The organism is Fodinicurvata fenggangensis DSM 21160 (genome assembly GCF_000686045.1).
GTDB lineage: Bacteria > Pseudomonadota > Alphaproteobacteria > Kiloniellales > DSM-21159 > Fodinicurvata > Fodinicurvata fenggangensis.
Window position 1 is genome coordinate 180,012 of the sequence record NZ_JMLV01000006.1, and the last position, 18,924, is coordinate 198,935.

21 protein-coding genes are annotated in these 18,924 nt (G+C 62.9%); 15 read left to right on the forward strand and 6 right to left on the reverse strand.

The window, feature by feature from the left end; genetic code table 11:
* The first annotated feature begins 73 nt into the window (after positions 1-73).
* The gene (locus tag BP38_RS0110575; RefSeq protein WP_245602384.1) at positions 74-550 is read left to right on the forward strand and encodes a low molecular weight protein-tyrosine-phosphatase; all 477 of its coding nucleotides are present in this window, start codon (positions 74-76) and stop codon (positions 548-550) included.
* A 128-nt stretch (positions 551-678) separates the two neighbouring features.
* Here the strand turns inward: BP38_RS0110575 and BP38_RS0110580 are convergent, their stop codons facing one another.
* Positions 679-1,512: an NmrA family NAD(P)-binding protein gene (locus tag BP38_RS0110580; RefSeq protein ID WP_026987700.1), complete on the reverse strand. Its 834-nt coding sequence runs from the start codon at positions 1,510-1,512 to the stop codon at positions 679-681.
* 103 nt (positions 1,513-1,615) lie between these two features.
* On the opposite strand from BP38_RS0110580, the gene BP38_RS0110585 reads away from it, so the two are divergent.
* The 3 genes from BP38_RS0110585 to BP38_RS20205 all read left to right on the forward strand — a co-directional run bounded on the left by BP38_RS0110585 (position 1,616) and on the right by BP38_RS20205 (position 4,107).
* Positions 1,616-2,269, forward strand: a complete 654-nt coding sequence (locus BP38_RS0110585) for a TetR/AcrR family transcriptional regulator (protein WP_035724656.1) — start codon at positions 1,616-1,618, stop codon at positions 2,267-2,269.
* 66 nt (positions 2,270-2,335) lie between these two features.
* Positions 2,336-3,163 (forward strand): fructosamine kinase family protein, encoded by an 828-nt coding sequence (locus BP38_RS20200; RefSeq protein ID WP_035724659.1) that lies wholly within the window; start codon positions 2,336-2,338, stop codon positions 3,161-3,163.
* A complete protein-coding gene (locus BP38_RS20205) occupies positions 3,160-4,107 on the forward strand; it encodes a DMT family transporter (protein WP_051609230.1) in 948 nt (315 codons plus the stop codon). Before BP38_RS20200 ends, BP38_RS20205 begins: the two co-directional genes overlap by 4 nt.
* Before the next feature lie 13 nt (positions 4,108-4,120).
* On the opposite strand, the gene rocD is transcribed toward BP38_RS20205, so the two are convergent.
* Together rocD and BP38_RS0110605 are read right to left on the reverse strand one after the other, a co-directional pair.
* On the reverse strand, positions 4,121-5,347 hold the full coding sequence (gene rocD / locus BP38_RS0110600) for an ornithine--oxo-acid transaminase (protein ID WP_035724661.1): 1,227 nt from the start codon (positions 5,345-5,347) through the stop codon (positions 4,121-4,123).
* 18 nt (positions 5,348-5,365) lie between these two features.
* Positions 5,366-6,271, reverse strand: coding sequence for a dimethylarginine dimethylaminohydrolase family protein (locus tag BP38_RS0110605; protein ID WP_026987703.1), 906 nt, complete (start codon positions 6,269-6,271; stop codon positions 5,366-5,368).
* A gap of 121 nt (positions 6,272-6,392) precedes the next feature.
* On the opposite strand from BP38_RS0110605, the gene BP38_RS0110610 reads away from it, so the two are divergent.
* From BP38_RS0110610 to BP38_RS0110625, 4 genes are all read left to right on the forward strand, one after another.
* Positions 6,393-6,830 (forward strand): Lrp/AsnC family transcriptional regulator, encoded by a 438-nt coding sequence (locus BP38_RS0110610; protein WP_245602386.1) that lies wholly within the window; start codon positions 6,393-6,395, stop codon positions 6,828-6,830.
* A 253-nt stretch (positions 6,831-7,083) separates the two neighbouring features.
* Entirely contained in the window at positions 7,084-7,671 is a 588-nt protein-coding gene (locus tag BP38_RS0110615) for a TetR/AcrR family transcriptional regulator (protein ID WP_026987705.1), read from the forward strand.
* A gap of 54 nt (positions 7,672-7,725) precedes the next feature.
* On the forward strand, positions 7,726-8,001 hold the full coding sequence (locus BP38_RS0110620) for a hypothetical protein (RefSeq protein ID WP_026987706.1): 276 nt from the start codon (positions 7,726-7,728) through the stop codon (positions 7,999-8,001).
* A gap of 112 nt (positions 8,002-8,113) precedes the next feature.
* On the forward strand, positions 8,114-9,052 hold the full coding sequence (locus tag BP38_RS0110625; RefSeq protein ID WP_026987707.1) for an AEC family transporter: 939 nt from the start codon (positions 8,114-8,116) through the stop codon (positions 9,050-9,052).
* On the opposite strand, the gene BP38_RS20210 is transcribed toward BP38_RS0110625, so the two are convergent.
* Positions 9,053-11,863 (reverse strand): ATP-dependent DNA helicase, encoded by a 2,811-nt coding sequence (locus BP38_RS20210; protein WP_051609231.1) that lies wholly within the window; start codon positions 11,861-11,863, stop codon positions 9,053-9,055.
* Between the two features lie 258 nt (positions 11,864-12,121).
* On the opposite strand from BP38_RS20210, the gene BP38_RS0110635 reads away from it, so the two are divergent.
* The 5 genes from BP38_RS0110635 (at position 12,122) to BP38_RS20215 (ending at position 15,877) form a co-directional block, all read left to right on the forward strand.
* Positions 12,122-12,475 carry a hypothetical protein gene (locus BP38_RS0110635; RefSeq protein ID WP_026987708.1) on the forward strand — a complete coding sequence of 118 codons (354 nt, stop codon included), beginning with the start codon at positions 12,122-12,124 and terminating at the stop codon, positions 12,473-12,475.
* Between the two features lie 262 nt (positions 12,476-12,737).
* The gene (locus BP38_RS0110640; protein ID WP_026987709.1) at positions 12,738-14,315 is read left to right on the forward strand and encodes a lysine--tRNA ligase; all 1,578 of its coding nucleotides are present in this window, start codon (positions 12,738-12,740) and stop codon (positions 14,313-14,315) included.
* A gap of 69 nt (positions 14,316-14,384) precedes the next feature.
* Entirely contained in the window at positions 14,385-15,026 is a 642-nt protein-coding gene (locus BP38_RS0110645) for a trimeric intracellular cation channel family protein (protein ID WP_026987710.1), read from the forward strand.
* A gap of 197 nt (positions 15,027-15,223) precedes the next feature.
* On the forward strand, positions 15,224-15,418 hold the full coding sequence (locus tag BP38_RS0110650; protein ID WP_026987711.1) for a type II toxin-antitoxin system HicA family toxin: 195 nt from the start codon (positions 15,224-15,226) through the stop codon (positions 15,416-15,418).
* Between the two features lie 48 nt (positions 15,419-15,466).
* On the forward strand, positions 15,467-15,877 hold the full coding sequence (locus BP38_RS20215; RefSeq protein ID WP_051609232.1) for a type II toxin-antitoxin system HicB family antitoxin: 411 nt from the start codon (positions 15,467-15,469) through the stop codon (positions 15,875-15,877).
* A gap of 219 nt (positions 15,878-16,096) precedes the next feature.
* Here BP38_RS20215 and BP38_RS0110660 read toward each other — a convergent pair whose 3' ends face one another.
* Positions 16,097-17,056: a helix-turn-helix domain-containing protein gene (locus BP38_RS0110660; RefSeq protein WP_026987712.1), complete on the reverse strand. Its 960-nt coding sequence runs from the start codon at positions 17,054-17,056 to the stop codon at positions 16,097-16,099.
* Positions 17,057-17,240: 184 nt separating this feature from the next.
* Here BP38_RS0110660 and BP38_RS0110665 point away from each other — a divergent pair, with 184 nt between their 5' ends.
* Together BP38_RS0110665 and BP38_RS0110670 are read left to right on the forward strand one after the other, a co-directional pair.
* Positions 17,241-17,636, forward strand: coding sequence for a GFA family protein (locus BP38_RS0110665; protein WP_035724665.1), 396 nt, complete (start codon positions 17,241-17,243; stop codon positions 17,634-17,636).
* Between the two features lie 437 nt (positions 17,637-18,073).
* Positions 18,074-18,265 carry a hypothetical protein gene (locus BP38_RS0110670; RefSeq protein ID WP_026987714.1) on the forward strand — a complete coding sequence of 64 codons (192 nt, stop codon included), beginning with the start codon at positions 18,074-18,076 and terminating at the stop codon, positions 18,263-18,265.
* Between the two features lie 125 nt (positions 18,266-18,390).
* Here the strand turns inward: BP38_RS0110670 and BP38_RS0110675 are convergent.
* The coding region (locus BP38_RS0110675; protein WP_026987715.1) for an integrase core domain-containing protein at positions 18,391-18,924 on the reverse strand (534 nt) is incomplete at its 5' end.

The following is an 18,924-nucleotide window of genomic DNA, read 5'->3' on the forward strand; positions in this document are numbered from 1 at the left end:
TGATAGGGACTATAGCCGAAGCAAAGCGGCCACCACACCCCCTGGATGATCCCAGCCGAAGGAAAGGTCAATCATGCGCATTCTCTTCGTGTGCACAGGCAACATCTGTCGGTCGCCCACGGCCGAGGGTGTCCTGAAACGAAAGCTCCGGGAAGGCGGACTCGATCACCTGCGGGTCGATTCGGCCGGCACCCATGGCTATCATATAGGCGAGAGCCCGGACCCCAGAGCATGCGAGAAGGCCGCCCAGCGTGGCTACGACCTGAACGACCAGTCCGCCCGCCGCATCGCCATGGAGGATTTCGAGCGCTTCGACTGGATCATTGCCATGGACCGCGGGCACCTCAAGCAATTGCAGCGCCTCTGCCCGCCCGAAGCCACGGCCGAAATCCATCTGTTCCGCGATTTCCTGGGCGCACCGCATGCTGGCCAGGACGTGCCGGATCCCTATTACGGGGCCCTGGGGGGCTTCGACGAAGTCCTGGACCTGGTCGAAGCCGGCTGCGATGCCATCCTGGAACGGCTGGAGACAACCCCTCCCGAGCGATAGGACCCTATGACCTGTCGATAAGGCCACAGCCTTGGGTTCCCAACAGAGCCAAGAGGAACAGGGCAGAGGAACAGGCTCACCAGATAGACAAGGCTACCTGCCAGCAGGATCAAGGCGCAGTCCCGAATTCATCGCGGCATGCTCCAGGCGCCGTCGGCCGCCGCCGTGCGGACGTATTCGGCAAAATCGCGTGGCGGGCGGCCAAGCGCCTCCTCCACGCCGCGGGTCAATCCGCTGTTCCGGCCGTCGAGGGTTTCGGTGAAAAGCTGTTCCAGGAGCGCGATCATCTCGGCGGGGACGGCCATCTCCTCCAGTCCTGCCCGGAACGCCTGGAGCGAGAGCTGCGTATAGCGGATGGGACGCCCGAGCTCCCGGGAAATCCCCTCCACGGCTTCGGCGAAAGTCAGGGCGCGTGGGCCGGTGAGTTCGTAGAGCCGGTTTGCATGGCCCTCGTCCGTCAGGGCGGCAACAGCCACCTCGGCAATTTCATTGGCATCCACGAAGGGCTCGCGCACCTCCCCGGCCGGCAACGCGACCTCTCCGGCGACGATGCTTTCGCGCAGGAAACTCTCGCTGAAATTCTGGTTGAACCAGCTCGCCCGCACGATGGTCCAGGCGACCCCACAGCCCTTCAGGGCCTCTTCGGCGCGTTCCGCCCCTGGCTCTCCACGCCCCGAAAGCAGCACGATTCGCTCGAGCCCCTTCTCCTGCGCAAGCCGGCCCAGCTCGGCAATGGCTTCGGCCGCGCCGGGCACCGCGAGGTCCGACTGGAAGGTGACATAGGCGGCCGAGGCACCCTCCAGGGCCTCCGCCCAGCCCTCGGGCCAATCCCAGTCAAAGGCAGGAATCGTCGAGCGCGAGAGGGGGCGCGTCGTGCATCCCTTCACCTTGAGCAGGACATCCACCCGGCGGCCGGTCTTGCCGCGGCCGCCGACAATCGCGATCGGTGAGTTCGAGGTCATCGGCTGTGCCTTTCCTTGTTCAAAATGCGATAATGTCTCGTATTTATAAATGCGATAAACTCTCGTATTTACTTTGTCAAGAAACCCGTGCAGGAAGGGCAGGATGAGCGACACCACACCCAAACGCGACGAGGCGGAGACCGCGACGGGCGGCCTGGCCCGGCGCGTTCCCAGCCAGCGCCGCAGCCGCGAGCGCTTCGAGCGCATCCTTGAGTCCGCCATGGAAATCATCTCCGAGAAGGGCAGCGATGCCTTTCGCATGAGCGATATCGTGGAGCGCACCGGCATTCCCTTCGGCTCGCTCTATCAGTACTTTCCCGACAAGACGGCAATCATCGGCACGCTGGCCGAACGTTACAACGCAGAAGGACGCGCCTGCGTCGAGCAGGAGCTGGCTTCGGTGGACACACTCCCGAAGCTCCACGCCGCTCTCTGCCGCATCGTCGAGGGCTATTACCGGATGTTCCTCGACGAGCCCATCCTCTGCGACATCTGGCACGCCACGCAGACCGACAAGGAGCTGCAGAGGGCGGACGAGGCGGAGATGCGGCGCCTGGCCCAACTGCTGCTGGCGCGGATGAAAGGGCTCGCCCCCTCCGCCGACGAGACGGAACTGACCAGGACCGCGGAACTCGTCATGGTCCTGATCGCGGCAACGGTGCGCCACGCCATCACCCTGGAGCGACCGGAGGGCGAGCGGGTCGTCGAGCAGTTCAAGGCCATGCTCTCAAGAAGCCTGCCCGAGATGCCCGGCTGATTGCACACGCTCGAGAGGCGGAAAGGTGGCTGGACAGGACAGGAGAAGGGCTTCAGACTTCGCGCCATGATTGATTTCCTGGACAAGTCCCATCGCGAACGCCCTCTCGGCGGCGGCTGCATCGCCGAGGTCAGCCTGCTGGAATTCGAGGACGGCGAGAAACTGGTTGCCAAGCGCGACGGTGGCCGCGGCGGCGACCTGGAGACCGAAGGCTGGATGCTGCGCTACCTGGCCCAGCACAGCAGCCTGCCCGTGCCCGAAGTCCTGCATTGCGACAGCCAGCTCCTGCTCATGACGTGGCTGCCCGATGGGGGCGGCCTGACAGCAGCGGCAGAGCAGCATGCAGCAGAGCTGATCTCGGCCCTGCACGCGATCACGGCGCCGGATTTCGGTCTTGAGCGCGACACCCTCATCGGACCACTGCATCAGCCCAACAGCCGCGAGGCCGATTGGGTCACCTTCTTTCGCGAGCACCGCCTGCTCTACATGGCCGACCTGGCGCAGCAGCGCGGCCGCCTGCCCTCGGCCACACGCCGGCAGATCGACCAATTGGCCGCACGCCTGCCTGACCTCATTCCCAGACAGGTGAAACCCTCGCTGCTGCATGGCGATCTCTGGGGCGGCAACATCCTGGCCAGCAAGGACCGGATTTCCGGGTTCATCGATCCGGCGATCTACTATGGCGATCGCGAGATGGATCTTGCCTTTTCCACGCTTTTCGGCAGCCTCGGCGATGGATTCTTCCGGCACTATCAAGAGCGGCAGCCCCTTGAACCCGGCTTCTTCGAGGAACGCCGGGACCTCTACAACCTCTACCCCCTGCTGGTCCACACGACCCTGTTCGGCGGTGGCTATGCTGGTGCGGTGAAACGGATAACGGAGGGTTTTCTGTGAGCCAGGACAGCAGCGACAGTTCGGACCAGGGGGAAAACCGGCTTCTGATCGGCATCTCCGCCATGCTGACCGGCATGGCCTGCCTGACCGTCATGGACGCCACGGCAAAGTGGCTGGGCGAGGGCTACGCCATCAGCCAGATCGTCTTCTTCCGGAATTTCTTCTCGCTGATCCCCGTGGCCTTCATCGTCTGGTTCGGCGGCGGCCTGCCGGCCCTGCGCACGAAACGCCTGAAGCTGCACCTGCTGCGCGGCGTCTTCATCCTGGTGGCCATCTACAGTTTTTTCTACGGCCTGCGCTTCATGCAGTTGGCCGAAGCTGTTTCCATCGCCTTCCTGGCGCCGCTGTTCGTGGCCGCACTTTCGGTTCCCATCCTGGGCGAGAAGGTCGGCCCGCGCCGCTGGACCGCCGTCCTGATCGGCCTGCTGGGCGCTCTCATCATCATTCGCCCGGGCACCGAGGTCTTCAAGTGGGCCTCGCTGCTGCCCGCGACGGCCGCGCTCAGCTATGCCTTCATCATGGTGATGGGCCGCAAGCTCAGCCGTACCGACAGCAACGCCGCCATCATGGTCTATGGCACCGCTGTGGCCGTGCTCGTCTCGGGCATCTTCCTGCCTTTCGACTGGCGCATGCCCAGCCTGTTCGATTGGCTCCTGCTGGTGGAAATGGGCGTGCTGGGCGGTTCGGCCATCTATTTCATCACGGTCGCCTATCGCAACGCCCAGGCCTCACTGGTCGCCCCCTTCGAGTACTCCGCCCTGCTCTGGGGCCTGATCCTCGGCTGGCTGCTGTGGCGCGAGTTCCCCGGTGCGCACGTTTGGCTGGGCGCCGGTATCGTCATCGCCAGCGGCATCTACCTGCTCTATCGCGAAAACCAGGTGGCCCGTCAAAAGGCCCGCGCGGTACCCGAAACGCCCGTCGTCCGCCCCCGCAGCTTCCGTTAAAGAACAGCTTTCGTTAAAGAACGGCGGCAATCTGCTCCACGGCCCAGTCGATCTCTTCGCGGGTGATGACCAGCGGCGGTGCCAGGCGGATGGTGTCCACGTGGGTTTCCTTGCACAACAGTCCGCGCTCCTTCAGCGCCTCGCAATAGCGCCGCGCTCCACCGGCGTCGGCGTGGAGCTGCACCGCAATCATCAGGCCGCGCCCGCGCACCTGGGCCACCCGGTCACCCAGGGCCTGGCGCAGGCTGGACTCGAAATAGGGGCCCAGTTCAGCGGCAGTCTCAATCATGCCCTCATCCACCAGCACGCGCAGGGCCGCACGCGCCACGGCACAGGCCAGTGGGTTGCCGCCGAAGGTGCTGCCGTGCTCGCCGGGTTGCAGGACGCCCAGCACCTCGGAGTTCGAAAGCACGGCCGAGACCGGATAGAAACCGCCGGACAGCGCCTTGCCGATCAGGGTCACATCCGCCTCGATGTCCTCGTGTTCTTCGGCCAGCAAAGTGCCGGTGCGTCCCAGTCCGGTCTGGATCTCGTCCAGGATCAGGGTGGCGCCACGCTCCGTACAGAGCTGACGCATCCGCTTCAGATAGCCTGCAGGCGGGATGACGACACCGGCCTCGCCCTGGATGGGCTCAGCCAACACGGCTACGGTGTTGGGGGTAAAGGCCGCCTCCAGCGCCTCGGCGTCACCAAAGGGTACGACCTTGAAGCCGGGCGCAAAGGGTCCGAAACCGCGGCGCGCGTCAGGGTCCGTGCTGAAGCCGACGATCCCCAGGGTGCGGCCGTGGAAATTGTTGCGGCAGACGATGATCTCGGCCTTGTCCTTCGGCACGCCGCGGACTTCATAGCCCCACTTACGCACGGCCTTGACCGCGGATTCCACGGCCTCGGCCCCGCTGTTCATGGGCAGGACCTTGTGCGAACCGGTCAGCTCGCAGACCTCCTCGTAGAACAGGGCCAACTGGTCATTGCGGAAAGCGCGTGAGGTCAGGGTCAGCCTGGCCGACTGCTCGACCAGGGCTTCGCGGATGCGCGGATGGCAATGCCCCTGGTTGACCGCGGAATAGGCCGACAGGCAATCCAGGTAGCGCTTGCCCTCGGTATCCCAGACCCAGACACCCTCGCCGCGCGCCAGGACCACGTCCAGCGGCTTGTAGTTATGGGCCCCCAGGGCGGATTCCACCTCGATGTAATCGCTGGGGGTACGGAAGTTGCGGTCCTCTTCGCTGGCGATGGCCATGGCGCGTCTCCTTGCCGGTTATCCGATTTCTTGAAGGTCTTGTTGCTGCCAGTTTGCAGCGCCGTCCTGCGCCGCGCTGCTGCGGTCCAGGTGCAGGGTCATGCAATAGGCACCGCCGCCCGACAGGATGAAGGGCGCGAGGTCCAGTTCGATGCAGCGATAGCCGCGGGCCTCGAGCTGGTCCTTCAGGCGCGGCGTGCCTTTCGCCATGAAGATGTCGTGGCCCAGGTTGACGGCATTCAGGCAGAGCAACTCGGCCTCCGCCTCTCCGGCTTCGATCCGCAGGTCGTCCGACACCCGGCGGCGGATCTCGGCACGCGAAGCCTCCGAAAGTGCGCCCGGATAGTAGACCACTTCCCCGCCCGGCAGGGGATAGAAGCAGACGTCCAGGTGATAGTAGCGCGGCGAGACCAGCTGCAATGGCACCACGGGAAAGCCGAAGTGCTTTTCTATAACGGCGGTCGCCTCATAGGCGGAGCGTTGCCCCCATCCGACCCAGAAGTGACGGCGCAGCGGATCCCAGATGCAGTCCCCGGCGCCCTCGTGGATGAGACCCTCCGGCAAGAGGTCCACCTGTCGCAGATGCCCCTGCTCGCGGAGCTGCTGGAAGAAAGCGTGGAAGTAGGGTTCCTCCCCCTGGCGTTCCGGATAGAGGAAACGCGCCATCAGCGCGCAGCCGTCCAGGACCACGGCAGCGTTCGCGGGAAACAGCATGTCCGGCAGGCCGGGTTGCCCCGGCACCACCTCGACCCGGGCGCCGGCCTGCTCCAGGGCCTGGCGCAATGCCCTCCAGCAGCTCACCGCCTGGCGATGCCGTTCTTCCGGCGCGGCTGACCAGTGCGATGGCTCCATCCAGGGATTGATGGAATAGCTGACCTCGTAATGGGCCGGATCGGTCATCAGGAAGGTTGGGACAGATGTCATTCATTGCCTCCGGGACAAAGCGAATTCCTCGTGAGTGTGAGGCCGAAAGAAGTTGGCATAAAGGTCATGAAGTGCCAATTTCGCCAGCTATACTGACGTTATGACATATGAATCTGGCAAAATGACGATGAATACCTCCATCGACGAAACCGATCGCCGCCTGATTGCCCTGCTGCGCAGCGATGCCCGCCTGCCGGCTTCCAGCCTGGCGGCCGAGTTGGGCGTCTCGCGCAGCACCGTGCAGAACCGCATCGAGCGCCTGAAGCGCGCCGGCCTGCTGCTGGGCTTCACCGTGCGCCTCAAGCCCGAAGCAGAACCGGCCCCGGTGCGCGCCATCACCATGATAGAGGTCCAGGGCAAGGCCGCCGAGAAGGTCCTGAAGACCCTGCGCGGCTTCCCCGAGATTGCCACCCTGCACACCACCAACGGCCGCTGGGACATCGTCGCCGAACTGCACAGCAGCGACCTGGAGGCCTTCGACAAGGCCCTCAACCGCCTGCGCCTGGTCGAAGGCATCGCCCACACCGAGACCAGCCTGCTGCTGTCGACCTACAAGTAGAGGGTGCAGCGAATCATCGTGAGCTTGTATCTGACGCCTGCGCCGGGATGCTTCGAGGGGCCGCTTGCGCAGCCCACCTTAGTATGAGGTAATTAACTATATGAATTTAAAGAATTATCCTCATCTTGAAGTAGTCCCCGAAGGGGGCCTCGAAAGATCCCGGCACAGGCGTTTCCGTAGACACGGATTAAACCAAGCCCGTGTAGAAAGCATGCCTTGACTCAAAATAGACGACCGGTCTACTAATAAACTCATGACCCAAACGAACACACGCGATCTGCTTATCGACGAGGGCCTCAAGGCGTTGCTGTCCGGCGGTTACGACGGCACGGGCATCGGGCCGGTGCTGAAGGCGGCCGGTGTGCCCAAGGGCTCGTTCTATCACTTCTTCGACAGCAAGGAAGCCTTCGCCGGCGCCGTGCTGGATGCCTATGCTGCGCGCTATGGCCGGGCGCGACGCGAGATCCTCGAAGACCGCAGCCACCCGGCCTTGGAGCGCCTGCGCCGCTACTTCACCTACATGAGCGAACTGCTCAGCCGGGAAGAGTTCGGCGGCTGCCTCTTCGGCAACCTGGCGCTCGCCAGCGCCACGCGGAGTCCCGTCTTCCGCGAGAAGCTGCAGAAGAGCTTCAGGGCCTGGCAGGGCGACCTGGCCGCAGTCCTGCGTGAAGCCCAGGGCGCAAGGGAGATTGCAGACGATCTGGAACCGGAGGAAACGGCCGCCTTCCTGATCGATGCCTATGAGGGCGCCTTGCTGCGCGCGAAAAGCGAAGGCACGAGCCTCCCACTCGAGCGCTTCGCGCACATTACGCTCACGCGCCTGCTGGCACCGACCACCTGACAGCTCCGATCTTCGGGACGGAGAGACCACGAACGCAGCCGAAAGGGGATGACAATGACCACCATAGAGACGACCGGTCTACTCCTGAACAATACCCTGCTCCATTCATCCAAGCACGCAAATGGCAGAACCTCGTTCTGGCAGCATCTGGCCACATTCGCCCAGGCGCGTGAGCGGGCCCGCCGTCACCGCCTGGCCCAAGCCCAGTTGGCTGCTCTGGACGAACGCCTGCTCTGCGATATCGGTTGCAAGTACCTGGAGGCACGGGCCAATCGGGCACCGCGCTACAGGCCCCTGGCGGCCCCCGTGCTGCACATCCACGCGGAGTGAGGCGGGCGGCCCGTAGAGATCGACCAAGCCGAAGCCCTGCGATACGGCAAGAACAGCCCTGCAGCCTCGGGCCTCGACAAATCGGGTCCGAAACGGGAAAGTGCGCGCCGTCATGAACGCCATCCTCAACGTCGTCTTCCCCGTTTTCGGACTCATGCTGGCCGGCTATCTGGTGGGCCGTGCCGGCCTGCTGGGCGAGGACAGCGGGCGCGCTCTGAACGGTTTCGTCTACTATGTGGCGCTGCCGGCACTCTTCTTCGGCTCCATGGCCGAGGTGCCGCTGAACAAGATCTTCAATTGGCCGCTCATCCTGGCTTTCGGCGGCGGCACGCTCATTACCTTCCTGCTCGCCATTGTCGTGGCATTGGTCTTCTTCCGGGGCCGTTTTGGCGAGATATCGATGCACGGCCTGACGGCCATCTTCTCCAACACCGGCTACATGGGCGTGCCGCTGCTGCAGATCGCCTTCGGGCAGGAGGGTGTGCTGGCCGCCGTCATCACCACGGTGATCACGGCAGTGGTGGTCATCAGCATTGGGGTCATCCTGCTGGAACTGGATCGCCACAAGGACAGCGCCCCCCTGGTCATCGCCCGCAACGCAAGCGCCGGACTGGCGAAGAACCCGCTGATCCTCTCGGCGTTGGCGGGTATCCTCTATTCCGCAAGCGGCCTGCCCCTGCCCCTGCCGATCGCCACCTTCATGGAACTCGCGGGCAACGCTGCCGCACCCGCCGCACTCTTCGCCATCGGCCTGTTCATGGTAGGAAAGTCGCTGACCGAAGGCATGGTCGAGGTGGTCTGGATCTCATCGCTCAAGCTGCTGGTCATGCCCCTGATCACGGCCTGGCTGGCCTATTCCGTCCTGGGCATGCAGGGCGTGGACGCCAAGGCCGCAATCATACAGGCGGCCCTGCCGACCGGTGCCCTTATGTTCGTTCTGGCCCAGCAGTACGGGGTCTATGTCCAGCGCGCCACCTCGGTCATCCTGGTCTCGACCGTGCTCTCGGTCCTCTCCCTGTCGGCCCTTTTTGTCCTTCTGGGCGTAGAGTAGTCAGCGCACCAGCTTGTTGCCGGGGGCCAGGAAGTCCCGGGTTTCCGCCAGAGCCTCGGCCAGGCCCACGCGCCTTGGCTCCACCCCCTCGGGGAAAGCCCCATAGAGGCGCGAGGGCATGCGCGAGTCCAGCAGCACGAAGACTCCCCGGTCGTCCGCCCGGCGCACCAGCCGTCCGAAGGCCTGGCGCAGGCGCAGGCGGGTCAGCATCTCGTCGTACTGGCGCTTGCCGAAGTGTTCGCGCCGCGCCTTGTGACGCAGGTCCGGGCGCGGCCAGGGCACCCGGTCGAAGGCGATAAGGCGCAGGGCGCGGCCCGGCACGTCCACCCCGTCGCGCACGGCATCGGTGCCCAGCAGGCAGGAGTCCGGCTCGGCCCGGAACATCTCGATCAGGGTCGAGACATCCACACCGTCCAGGTGCTGGGCCAGCAGTTCCAGTCCGGCCTCCTCCAACGGCCGCACGATACGCCCATGCACGGCCTTCAGCCGGTTGATGGCGGTGAACAGCCCCAGCGCGCCGCCACCCGAGGCCAGGAACAGTTCGCGCACGGCCGCGGCGATCTGGTCGGGATTCTCCCGCGCCAAGTCGGTAATGATGAAAACGCGTGTCTGGCTGGCATAGTCGAAGGGTGAAGGCACCCGCGCCCGCGTCGGCGCCGACAGCAGATGCGCCGCTCCGGTCCGCGCCTCGGCCGCCTGCCAGTCGCCTTCGCCCTCTCCGGGTCGGTCGGTCAAGGTGGCCGAGGTGACCAGCGCACCGTGCGCCGGCTCGAAAACCGTCTGTGCCAGGGGGATGGTGGGGTCCACCCAGTGGCGGTGCAGGCCGACGTCGATGTCCCGGCCTTCGATGCGATCCACGGCCAGCCAGTCCACATACTGCTCCGGCGTCTCCTCGGCAAGGGCGGACAGCATGGAGCGCCAGGCCGTCACCTGGACGATGGCACGGCGTTCCAGGGACCGCTGCGCGGCCTCGATGCGCCGGCGCGTGTCGCTGTCCAGCTGGGCCGCCTCGGCATCCAGGCGCCGGGCCAGCAGGCGCTTCAACTCTTCCAGCGGGCCCAGCAGCTTTTCCAGCGCCCGGTCCAGTTCGGCGGCACCGCTCAGCAGTTCCTCGTTGGCGGGCTTGACCTCGGCCTCAAGGCTGTAGCCCTCAGCCGCCCGCGGCGCCCGGGCATAGACCTGGCGGCGCACCTGCAGCAGGAAGGCCTCGCAGGGCCCTTGCGGCTGGCTATCGTTCAGGCGCGCATGCCAGCCCTCACCCGGCAGGACCACCGCCGCGCGCACGATGGCATGCACGGCGTCCGACATCTGCTCGTCCTGGGCCACCAGTTCCTCCAGGCGCCGCTTCAGGCCGCGCAGGCGACTGGCCGAACCGCCGCGCCGGCTCTCGGCTCCCAGAAGCCAGCGCCGCAGCTCCAGCCCCTCCTGGCCGCTCAGGTGCGCCGAGAAGGCGGCATCGGCGGCATCGAACAGATGGTGTCCTTCGTCGAAGACATAGCGCAGCGGCAGGTGCCCGTCCTCGGCGCCGCCCATGGCGGCCTGGATCAGCACCAGCGCATGATTCGCCACCACCAGGTTGGCCCGGCGTGCCCGGCGGATCGACTTCTCGATGTAGCACTTGCGATAGAACTCGCAGGCCGAATGGATGCATTCGCCGCGCCGGTCGGCCAATCCCAACGTGCGCGCCCTGCCCAGCAGGTCGACCAGCCAGCCGGGAAAATCGCCGCCCACCATGTCGCCGCTGCGCGTACGCGCCGCCCAGCGTGCCACCAGACCCAGTGCGATGGCCTGGTCCGAGGCCTGCGCCCCACCGACCGAGGGGACACGCTCGGCGTAGTTCAGCAGGCAGAGATAGTTTTCCCGCCCCTTGCGGACCACCACCCGCTGGCGCTTCTCGGCCGCCTGGGGGTAAAGCCGGTCCAGTTCGCCGTCCAGCTGGTGCTGCAGATTGCGGGTGAAGGTGGACAGCCAGACCGGGGCCTCGTTCTTCTCGGACCAGAGGCTGGCCGGCGCGATATACCCCAGTGTCTTGCCCACGCCGGTGCCGGCCTCGGCCAGCACCAGGTTGGGGGCGCCTTCGTCGGCACGCGGCTGGAAGGCCGTGGAAACGGCCGAGGCGTAGTCCGCCTGCTGCGGGCGCTCCTCGGACTCGTCCCCCAGCAACTCGGCCAGGCGTGCGCGCGCCTCTCCGGCCTCCACCGGCGCGCTGGAAGGCTGTGGCTCCGGCGCATGCTCGCTCCATTCGCCCAGCTTCTCCCAGATACGGTACCCCTGGCCCAGGCGCGGCGGCGTGCCGCTGCCGTCATGCAGGCCCAGGGCCTGCATCACCCAGGGACCCCAAAGCCAGCCGGCCCGTGCCATGGTATAGGCGATGCCCGCCGCCGCGGCGTCCTCGCGCGACAGGGCCTCCAGCTCACGCAGCAGCAGGTCGGTACAGCGATGCAGGGTTACCGCCTGCTCCTCCAAGCTCTCGGGCTGCGGCAGGCCCAGGGCCTGGGCCATGCCACGCGGCGTCGGCGCACAGAAGCTGGCCGGCCGCGTGAAGGCGTAGAGCTCCAACACGTCATAGGCGCGGAATCCGGCGTCCAGGCGCAGGCGGCGTCCTGCGGCCCGGGCGTGACAGACCAGGGGCGCTTCGTCCTTGACGCGGCGCGCCGCCTCCTGGGGCGACAGCCAGTCCACCTCGCCGTCCGAGGTCAGCCAGAGCACGCGCGTGACCCCTGCCAGCATCACCGGCGGCGGCTGGTCGGGCAGATCGATGCGCGGGCTGCCTTCGGGAAAAAGGCCGGACTCGGGATCGCTGGCTGTCATGGCGCTGGAGTATAACGACGCCCCTGCATGACACCAGAGACGATACGAACGGGACAAGGTTGGCCGGTTCAGTAATGCGTGCTCGTGTCATCTCTTTATAATTGAGTAATTGTAATAAAACGTCTTTTAATTGCTGTATTGTGATAGAATCATCACCCGGATGACACAGAATTGGCTTATTTCCCGTTTTTCCTGCCCACCGTCCTTGCTTTCGGCAAGAAACTAAAAAACTCAGCTTTTTGAAGAAGGAGATAGAAGATGAATACAGGGGAAATTTGGGGACAGGCGAAACCCTATCTTGTTGGAGGGGCTATCGGAGTGCTTGCGGCAGTCGTCATAGAGTTCAGTGCGGGATGGGTTGTCACTTCCGGCACCATGGCCGAGGAGGTCTACAGCGCCCGCACCAATGCCTATGCAACGGTCTGCGCCACCAATAGCATCGAAAGCTGGAAGGCAGACAACAACGACATTGCAGACCTTGAGGGCTTTTCCAATGACCAGCGCGACGCATTGATCGAACGGAACATGCCCGTCCTTGCCGACGATGCGGCAGCCTCGCTCGCCGACGATATACAGGACAACTGCGAGGACAAGATCCGCGCTCAGGTATAAGGCTTGCACGGGCAGGGCTGCGGCACTGGCGACAGCCCTGCCAGCAAAAATATCCTATCCCCCTGTCCTACCACCCTGGCGAAACCCGGAGTCTCCGTCAGGGTGGTCTTTTTTATTTCTACACCTATGAATTTGGACGCATAGCCCAAAGCTCCCTGCTTGGCACAGAGGAGCCCTGCACGCGCGCACGTTGACGGATTGCAAGGCCGCGCCTAGTTTCCCCGCCCATTGACGGTTTATTCAGCACAACGGCGGACAAGCGATGGCGAGAGAACGCGATCTGGCTCTTGCGGGCAAGGCCTGGCCCTTCGAGGAAGCACGGAAGATTCTGGACCGCCTGGACGGCAAGCCGCCGGAGAAGGGCTATGTCCTCTTCGAGACAGGCTATGGCCCCTCGGGCCTGCCGCACATCGGCACCTTCGGCGAGGTGGCGCGCACCACCATGGTGCGCCGCGCGTTCCAGCGCATGAGCGACATTCCCACCAAGCTGTTCTGCTTCTCCGACGACATGGACGGCCTGCGCAAGGTGCCGGACAACGTCCCCAACGCCGACATGCTGCGCGAACACCTGGGCAAGCCGCTGACCCGCATTCCCGATCCCTTCGAGGAATACGAAAGCTTCGGCCATCACAACAACGCGCGCCTGCGGCGTTTCCTGGATTCCTTCGATTTCGAGTACGAGTTCCAGTCCTCCACCGACTGGTACACCTCCGGCGGCTTCGATACGGCGCTGCTGAACGTGCTGCGCCACTACGATGAGATCATGAAGGTCATGCTACCCACCCTGGGCGAGGAGCGGCAAAAGACCTACAGCCCCTTCCTGCCCATCTCGCCCAGCACCGGCGAAGTCCTGCAGGTGCCCATCCTGGAGCATGACGCCGAAGCGGGGACCATCGTCTTCGAGGACACGGACGGCCGGAAAGTCGAGCAGCCGGTGACCGGCGGTCTTTGCAAGCTGCAGTGGAAGCCCGACTGGGGCATGCGCTGGTATGCACTCGGCGTCGACTACGAGATGTCGGGCAAGGATCTGATTGAGTCCGTGAAGCTGGCCAGCCGCATCTGCAAGATCCTGGGGCATCGCCCGCCCGAGGGTTTCAGCTACGAGCTGTTCCTGGACGAGAACGCGCAGAAGATCTCCAAGTCCAAGGGCAACGGACTGACCATCGACGAGTGGCTGACCTATGCCCCGCAGGAGAGCCTTGCGCTCTACATGTTCCAGAAGCCGCGCACGGCCAAGCGGCTCTATTTCGACATCATTCCCAAGGCGGTGGACGAATATCTCTCGCACCTGTCCAAGTTCGAGACGGAAGAGCCCGAGCGCCAGCTGGAGAATCCCGTCTGGCACATCCACAACGGCCAGCCGCCGCGCGAGCGCGCGCATTTGAGCTTCAGCCTGTTGCTGAACCTTGTGGGCACCTGCAACAGCGACGATCCGACGGTGATCTGGGGCTTCATCTCGCGCTATGCGCCGAAGGCCACGCCCGAGAACGACCCTCTGCTCGACCGGCTGGTGCGCTATGCCATCGCCTATTACCGCGACTTCGTACAGCCGACAAAGAAGTACCGCGCTCCGGACGCCGAGGAACGCAAGGCGCTGGAGGATCTGCTGCAACGCCTGGAGCAGCTACCCGCCGACGCCGAAGGCGAGACCATCCAGAACGAGGTCTATGCCGTGGGCAAGGAACATGCCTTCGAGCCGCTGCGCGCCTGGTTCAAGGCCTGTTACGAGATCCTGCTGGGCCAGCAGCAGGGGCCGCGTCTGGGCTCGTTCTTCGCGCTTTATGGTCTGGAGAACAGCCGCCAGCTGATCCGCGACGCGCTGGCCCAGGAAAAGGCCTGATACAGAGGATAAGGGCTGACCGCCTGAACCGGCAGACGGCGCAGCAAGAGCGCCCGGGAGGACAGGACCATGCAGGAAGCGCTCTACTGGCTGGACCTTCTGGGTGTGGCGGTCTTTGCCGCCTCGGGCGCCCTGACCGCCTCGCGCAAGCAGATGGACATCTTCGGCTTCGCGCTGGTGGCCACGGTCACCGGCATCGGCGGCGGCACGCTGCGCGACCTCCTGCTGGGCATCCAGCCGGTCTTCTGGATCAATGATCCGGCCTATCCGCTGACCTGTGTGGTCATCGCCGTCCTCGTCTATTTCACCGCCCACCTGGTGGAATCGCGTTTCCGCACGCTTCTCTGGGCCGACGCCCTGGGGATCGCGATGTTCTGCATCACCGGCGCGGCCATCGCGTTGGCAGCCGGAGCCCCGCCGGTCTCGGCCGTCATCCTGGGCACCGTCACCGCCACCTTCGGCGGCCTGACCCGGGACGTGCTCTGCAACGAAATCCCGCTGATCCTGCGGCGCGAGATCTATGCCACCGCGGCCGCCACCGGCGCCACGGTCTTCGTGGTTCTCGACCTGCTGGGCTTGCCCGGTTGGCTCGACATCGCGCTGGCCTTCATCACCGCGCTGTCCCTGCGCGGCGCGGCGCTCAGCTTCGGACTCTACTTCCCCGTCTACAAGACCCGCCCGGGCCGCGACTACAGCGACGACGGCTCGTGAGAGCACCCACACAGGATTGCCTACCTGAGATGGGGGAGATTGCAGCATCGCGTCGCCGAAATCCGAAAGCCGGTTCAGTCCATTGTTCTCCAGCTTCGCATTCTTTGATATGGGAAACGCCTTGTGTATGACTATACACAAATACATCTTTCCAGAATAAACATTGATGTGTATATTTATACACAAGGCGGAGCGATGTGGATAGCAGGACGATCATCCGGAGGTTGGAGAAAGAAGGCTGGCAACTGGACCGGATCACCGGCAGCCACCATACCTTCGTGAAACCGGGAAGCTCGACAATCGTGACCGTTCCGCATCCGCGCAAGGACCTGGGAAAGGGCCTGCTCCGCAGCATCTACAGGCAAGCAGGTTGGGCTTGGCCGCCTCGTTGAGATGGCCGAAGCGCACGTCATGACAATCGACCAAGGAGGGCCTTTGGAATGAAACGCTATCCTGCTTTCGTTGAGCGCAGTGCCAACGGAGAATGGTATTGCCATGCTCCGGATGTTCCAGGCTTTGGAGCGGGGGCCGACAGCCTTGACGAGCTCCTGAACGTGGCCCCGGAAGTTCTGGCCGCCCATATGGCTGCCTTGCTGGAAGCCGGTGGCACACTCCCCGAACCACGCAGTTTCGAGGCCCTGCGCGACGATCCTGAATTGTCAGAGGACTTTCAGGATGCAGAGTTGATCACGTCGATCGCATGGTTACCCCTGGGAGGGAAATCGATGCGCATCAACATCTCGCTGGACAGTCTGACCGTCAGTGCGATCGATGAACAGGCCGGTCGTCTGAAGATGTCCCGCTCGGCGTTCCTCTCGGCAGCCGCCCGGCGCATGATCGCGGAAAGCTGACAGAGAGAACATCCTCAACTTGCTGACTGAAGCATCTCTTTAATAGCCTGACCTTGCAACGCCATCTGATGCACCTCTCTCAGTAGAGGCATCATAGCTCTCGAGCACGATCTTGACCAATAGCTTCAAGCCCCGAGCCTACACATGATAGACGTCAGTGGAAACTACGAGCGACACTCTGGAAACCCGCTCACCATGCTATCTTTTGACTGATTGGTATCACTGGCTGTAGAACTCTGATGTATCCAGTTCAAACTCCTCGTGAATCTCGAGCTTCTTCATAATTGCTGGCAACACTTGATGGATAGCCCGCATTCCCACAAGAAGCTCATTCATGTAAATGTCTGGGTGTAATCTGGAGTCGTTTATACCAAGACTCTCTGCCTCAGCCTGATGACCAAGTTCTCCAGGTGGACGATGTGCAAGTGATGCCAACTCTGCTCGGAGTGGAACACCTGAGCGGAAGGCTTTGTCCTTTACTATGGCGAGCCACTCATCAAAGTCCTTAGTTACTCGATACCTGAACTCGCCGATCTTCGGCGCAAACTTCATGTCGACATCAACCTTGGAGGCAGCAAGCCACAGAAGACTTGGCTCGATGTTCTGGGCATCCGTGTCCATGAGATCCAGCTGTTCATCCCACACAAGCGGGCTCACGTATGCAGCATAGAAGCCGTAAACGTCGTTGAGAGAGTGGAAAATTTTGTCGATCAACGACGCGTGAGGGTTCCCCTCTATCAGAGACGAGAAAACCTCGTCAGCCTCATCGGGATCGGCGTCGCAATTGATATTCAGTTCCTCTGGGAACTTTGAAGGCAGTTTGATGCCCATATCGCGCAGTACACTGAAAGTCTGCCAACACAGAAGCTCATTGTCGTCACTCAGCGGCTCTGTCTCATACCCTGTCTCAGCACTGTCTAGGGCCCATTTAGCCAACTGTTGGATGAGCTTTTTCCACTTCTTGGCGTCCTCGAAAGAACCCGCCATGAGGATGAATGAAGGATCCATATCATCAATATTGAGAATCTCTCGGAATCTCCTTTCCATCTCATGTGACATGTAGTCGCCATTTTTCCATTTGCTGATTTGCGTAGGCGAGACTCCTAAGCGCGCGGCAAGCTTTTTTTGAGAACACGACAGGGAATTCAGCGCCAGTTCCACAAAGGCTTTGCTATTCATGGCCGAGCCCTCCTCAATAGCTTCAGTAAGTTTCTTCCTCGAAGGAGGATTTACATATATTGATCAATATGTAAATATAGTTTAGTAAATTTATATTGAGTCTGGTGTGGGAGTGACTGCTGTTGCTCTGCACTAATCCGCTAGCCTTTCGGTTGCCGGAACGGCCAACCCGGAGGAGACGCAAATGCCGAGTGAGATTACCGGAGGGTGCCTGTGTGGCGGTCTGCGCTACCGTGCGGCGGGCACACCATTGAACGCGAGGATCTGTCATTGTCGGCAGTGCCAGAAAGCCGTTGGTGCGGCCTTCAACGCGCGAATCCTGTACCCGTCCAACCAGGTTTATCTGGAAGGGCCATACAAAACCCGGCACTCCTCCGCCGATCTGCTGCGCGGCTTCTGTCCCGAATGTGGAACATCCGTCTTCACGCATCGCGTGTCGTCTGACTGGATCGGCATAACCGCGGGATCGCTCGACAGGCCCGAGGAGTTCAAGCCGGAGGCGCATACCTGGATCAGCGAAAAGCAGCCGTGGCTGACGATTGCCGATGGTCTTCCGCAATTTCAACGCATGCCGAGCTGATCCTTCTCAACAACGTCGACTTTGCCAGATAGATCGGTGCCGAGAATCGCGCGCTGAGAGCGCTTCATTGTAAGTGTTGAAAGTGCATCGAACCGTTCACAACAGGCAGCGTTCTTCTGCCGATGGGAAGCGACCCGGCTACAGGCTTTTGCGCTGACGATTCGGGAAGAACGACAGATCTTTCACTCTCTCGGGTAGGCGAAATCTGTGGCAATCCGGCCACAGAATCAGAAAATCCATCCAGGGCGGATTGGGGCCTGATTTTCCACGTTGCGAAACCCGCATTTCGGCACTTTATTCCTCTTCTCAAGACACGATGTCTTAACGAATTTTCCCTTAGATTTCGCTCTGCCGCCAGGGTTGGCGGCCGAACACCGTTTCAACGCGGCGCAGCATCCGTGCGAGGCCGATCGTAAGGCATGGATGGAGAACGAGTCATGGACAACACACCACAGGTCCAGCCCCAGGACCCGCCAGCAATCGACCCGACTCTCAACCTGGAGTCCGGACCGGACACAGGTGCCAACGCGGCCCAGGTCAACAGTCCGGGCGAACTGGCGGCGCTGGGCGTTCTCTTCCTGGCCGTCTCCTTTATCGCGCTCGGAGCTTTCGCTTCCCTGATACTTTGACGTCGGCCCGGCCCGGAGGATTGCCGCTTTGCGGCGCGAGTGGGGGTGGTTGCAGACGCTTCTGGGGAAGATGCGCGCGCACAAACCAGGATCAGGCGTGACCGCGTGAGGCGGGCAAGGCGCGGCTACCTGTTCAGTCCCGGCATGTGGTGGATCGGGTTTAGTTTGAATCGTTGAGGCTGTGACGTCCAGGCTTTGCAGATGAATTCATAGGGCGTGAGACCACCCAGTGTCTTCAGCCTTCGTGCAAAGTTGTAGGCTTTCACGAAGTCGTAGAGATGGGCAGCAAGCTGACTATGACTGTCATAGTGGAAGCGCTTGACGGTGGCGTCCTTAATGGTGCGGTTCATGCGTTCCACCTGTCCGTTCGTCCAGGGATGACCGATTTTGGTCAGGCGGTGCTCGATGCCGTTCTCGGTGCAAACCCGTCCGAAGATATGGCCGCTGTCATGGATGTCCTGGGCACGCAGGCTGAATTGGACACCATTGTCAGTGAGCACTGTGTGGATCTGATAGGGCACGGCCTCCACCAGGTCCCTCAGGAACTGGGCGGCCGCCATCTTCCCGGCCTTCCTGGCCAACTGGACAAAGGCAAACTTGCTGGTGCGGTCGATGGCGACAAAGAGATAGATCTTGCCTTCACCGGTACGCAGCTCGGC

What these genes read in the sequence shown, in the direction of transcription:
- BP38_RS0110610 (WP_245602386.1), top strand. Translation starts at nt 6,393, where the DNA reads ATGACGATGAATACCTCCATCGACGAAACCGATCGCCGCCTGATTGCC.
- BP38_RS20215 (WP_051609232.1), top strand. Translation starts at nt 15,467, where the DNA reads ATGAAACGCTATCCTGCTTTCGTTGAGCGCAGTGCCAACGGAGAATGG.
- BP38_RS0110640 (WP_026987709.1), top strand. Translation starts at nt 12,738, where the DNA reads ATGGCGAGAGAACGCGATCTGGCTCTTGCGGGCAAGGCCTGGCCCTTC.
- BP38_RS20210 (WP_051609231.1), bottom strand. Translation starts at nt 11,863, where the DNA reads ATGACAGCCAGCGATCCCGAGTCCGGCCTTTTTCCCGAAGGCAGCCCG.
- BP38_RS0110625 (WP_026987707.1), top strand. Translation starts at nt 8,114, where the DNA reads ATGAACGCCATCCTCAACGTCGTCTTCCCCGTTTTCGGACTCATGCTG.
- BP38_RS0110635 (WP_026987708.1), top strand. Translation starts at nt 12,122, where the DNA reads ATGAATACAGGGGAAATTTGGGGACAGGCGAAACCCTATCTTGTTGGA.
- rocD (WP_035724661.1), bottom strand. Translation starts at nt 5,347, where the DNA reads ATGGCCATCGCCAGCGAAGAGGACCGCAACTTCCGTACCCCCAGCGAT.
- BP38_RS0110585 (WP_035724656.1), top strand. Translation starts at nt 1,616, where the DNA reads ATGAGCGACACCACACCCAAACGCGACGAGGCGGAGACCGCGACGGGC.
- BP38_RS0110670 (WP_026987714.1), top strand. Translation starts at nt 18,074, where the DNA reads ATGGACAACACACCACAGGTCCAGCCCCAGGACCCGCCAGCAATCGAC.
- BP38_RS0110660 (WP_026987712.1), bottom strand. Translation starts at nt 17,056, where the DNA reads ATGAATAGCAAAGCCTTTGTGGAACTGGCGCTGAATTCCCTGTCGTGT.
- BP38_RS0110615 (WP_026987705.1), top strand. Translation starts at nt 7,084, where the DNA reads ATGACCCAAACGAACACACGCGATCTGCTTATCGACGAGGGCCTCAAG.
- BP38_RS0110665 (WP_035724665.1), top strand. Translation starts at nt 17,241, where the DNA reads ATGCCGAGTGAGATTACCGGAGGGTGCCTGTGTGGCGGTCTGCGCTAC.
- BP38_RS0110605 (WP_026987703.1), bottom strand. Translation starts at nt 6,271, where the DNA reads ATGACATCTGTCCCAACCTTCCTGATGACCGATCCGGCCCATTACGAG.
- BP38_RS20200 (WP_035724659.1), top strand. Translation starts at nt 2,336, where the DNA reads ATGATTGATTTCCTGGACAAGTCCCATCGCGAACGCCCTCTCGGCGGC.
- BP38_RS0110575 (WP_245602384.1), top strand. Translation starts at nt 74, where the DNA reads ATGCGCATTCTCTTCGTGTGCACAGGCAACATCTGTCGGTCGCCCACG.
- BP38_RS0110620 (WP_026987706.1), top strand. Translation starts at nt 7,726, where the DNA reads ATGACCACCATAGAGACGACCGGTCTACTCCTGAACAATACCCTGCTC.
- BP38_RS0110645 (WP_026987710.1), top strand. Translation starts at nt 14,385, where the DNA reads ATGCAGGAAGCGCTCTACTGGCTGGACCTTCTGGGTGTGGCGGTCTTT.
- BP38_RS0110580 (WP_026987700.1), bottom strand. Translation starts at nt 1,512, where the DNA reads ATGACCTCGAACTCACCGATCGCGATTGTCGGCGGCCGCGGCAAGACC.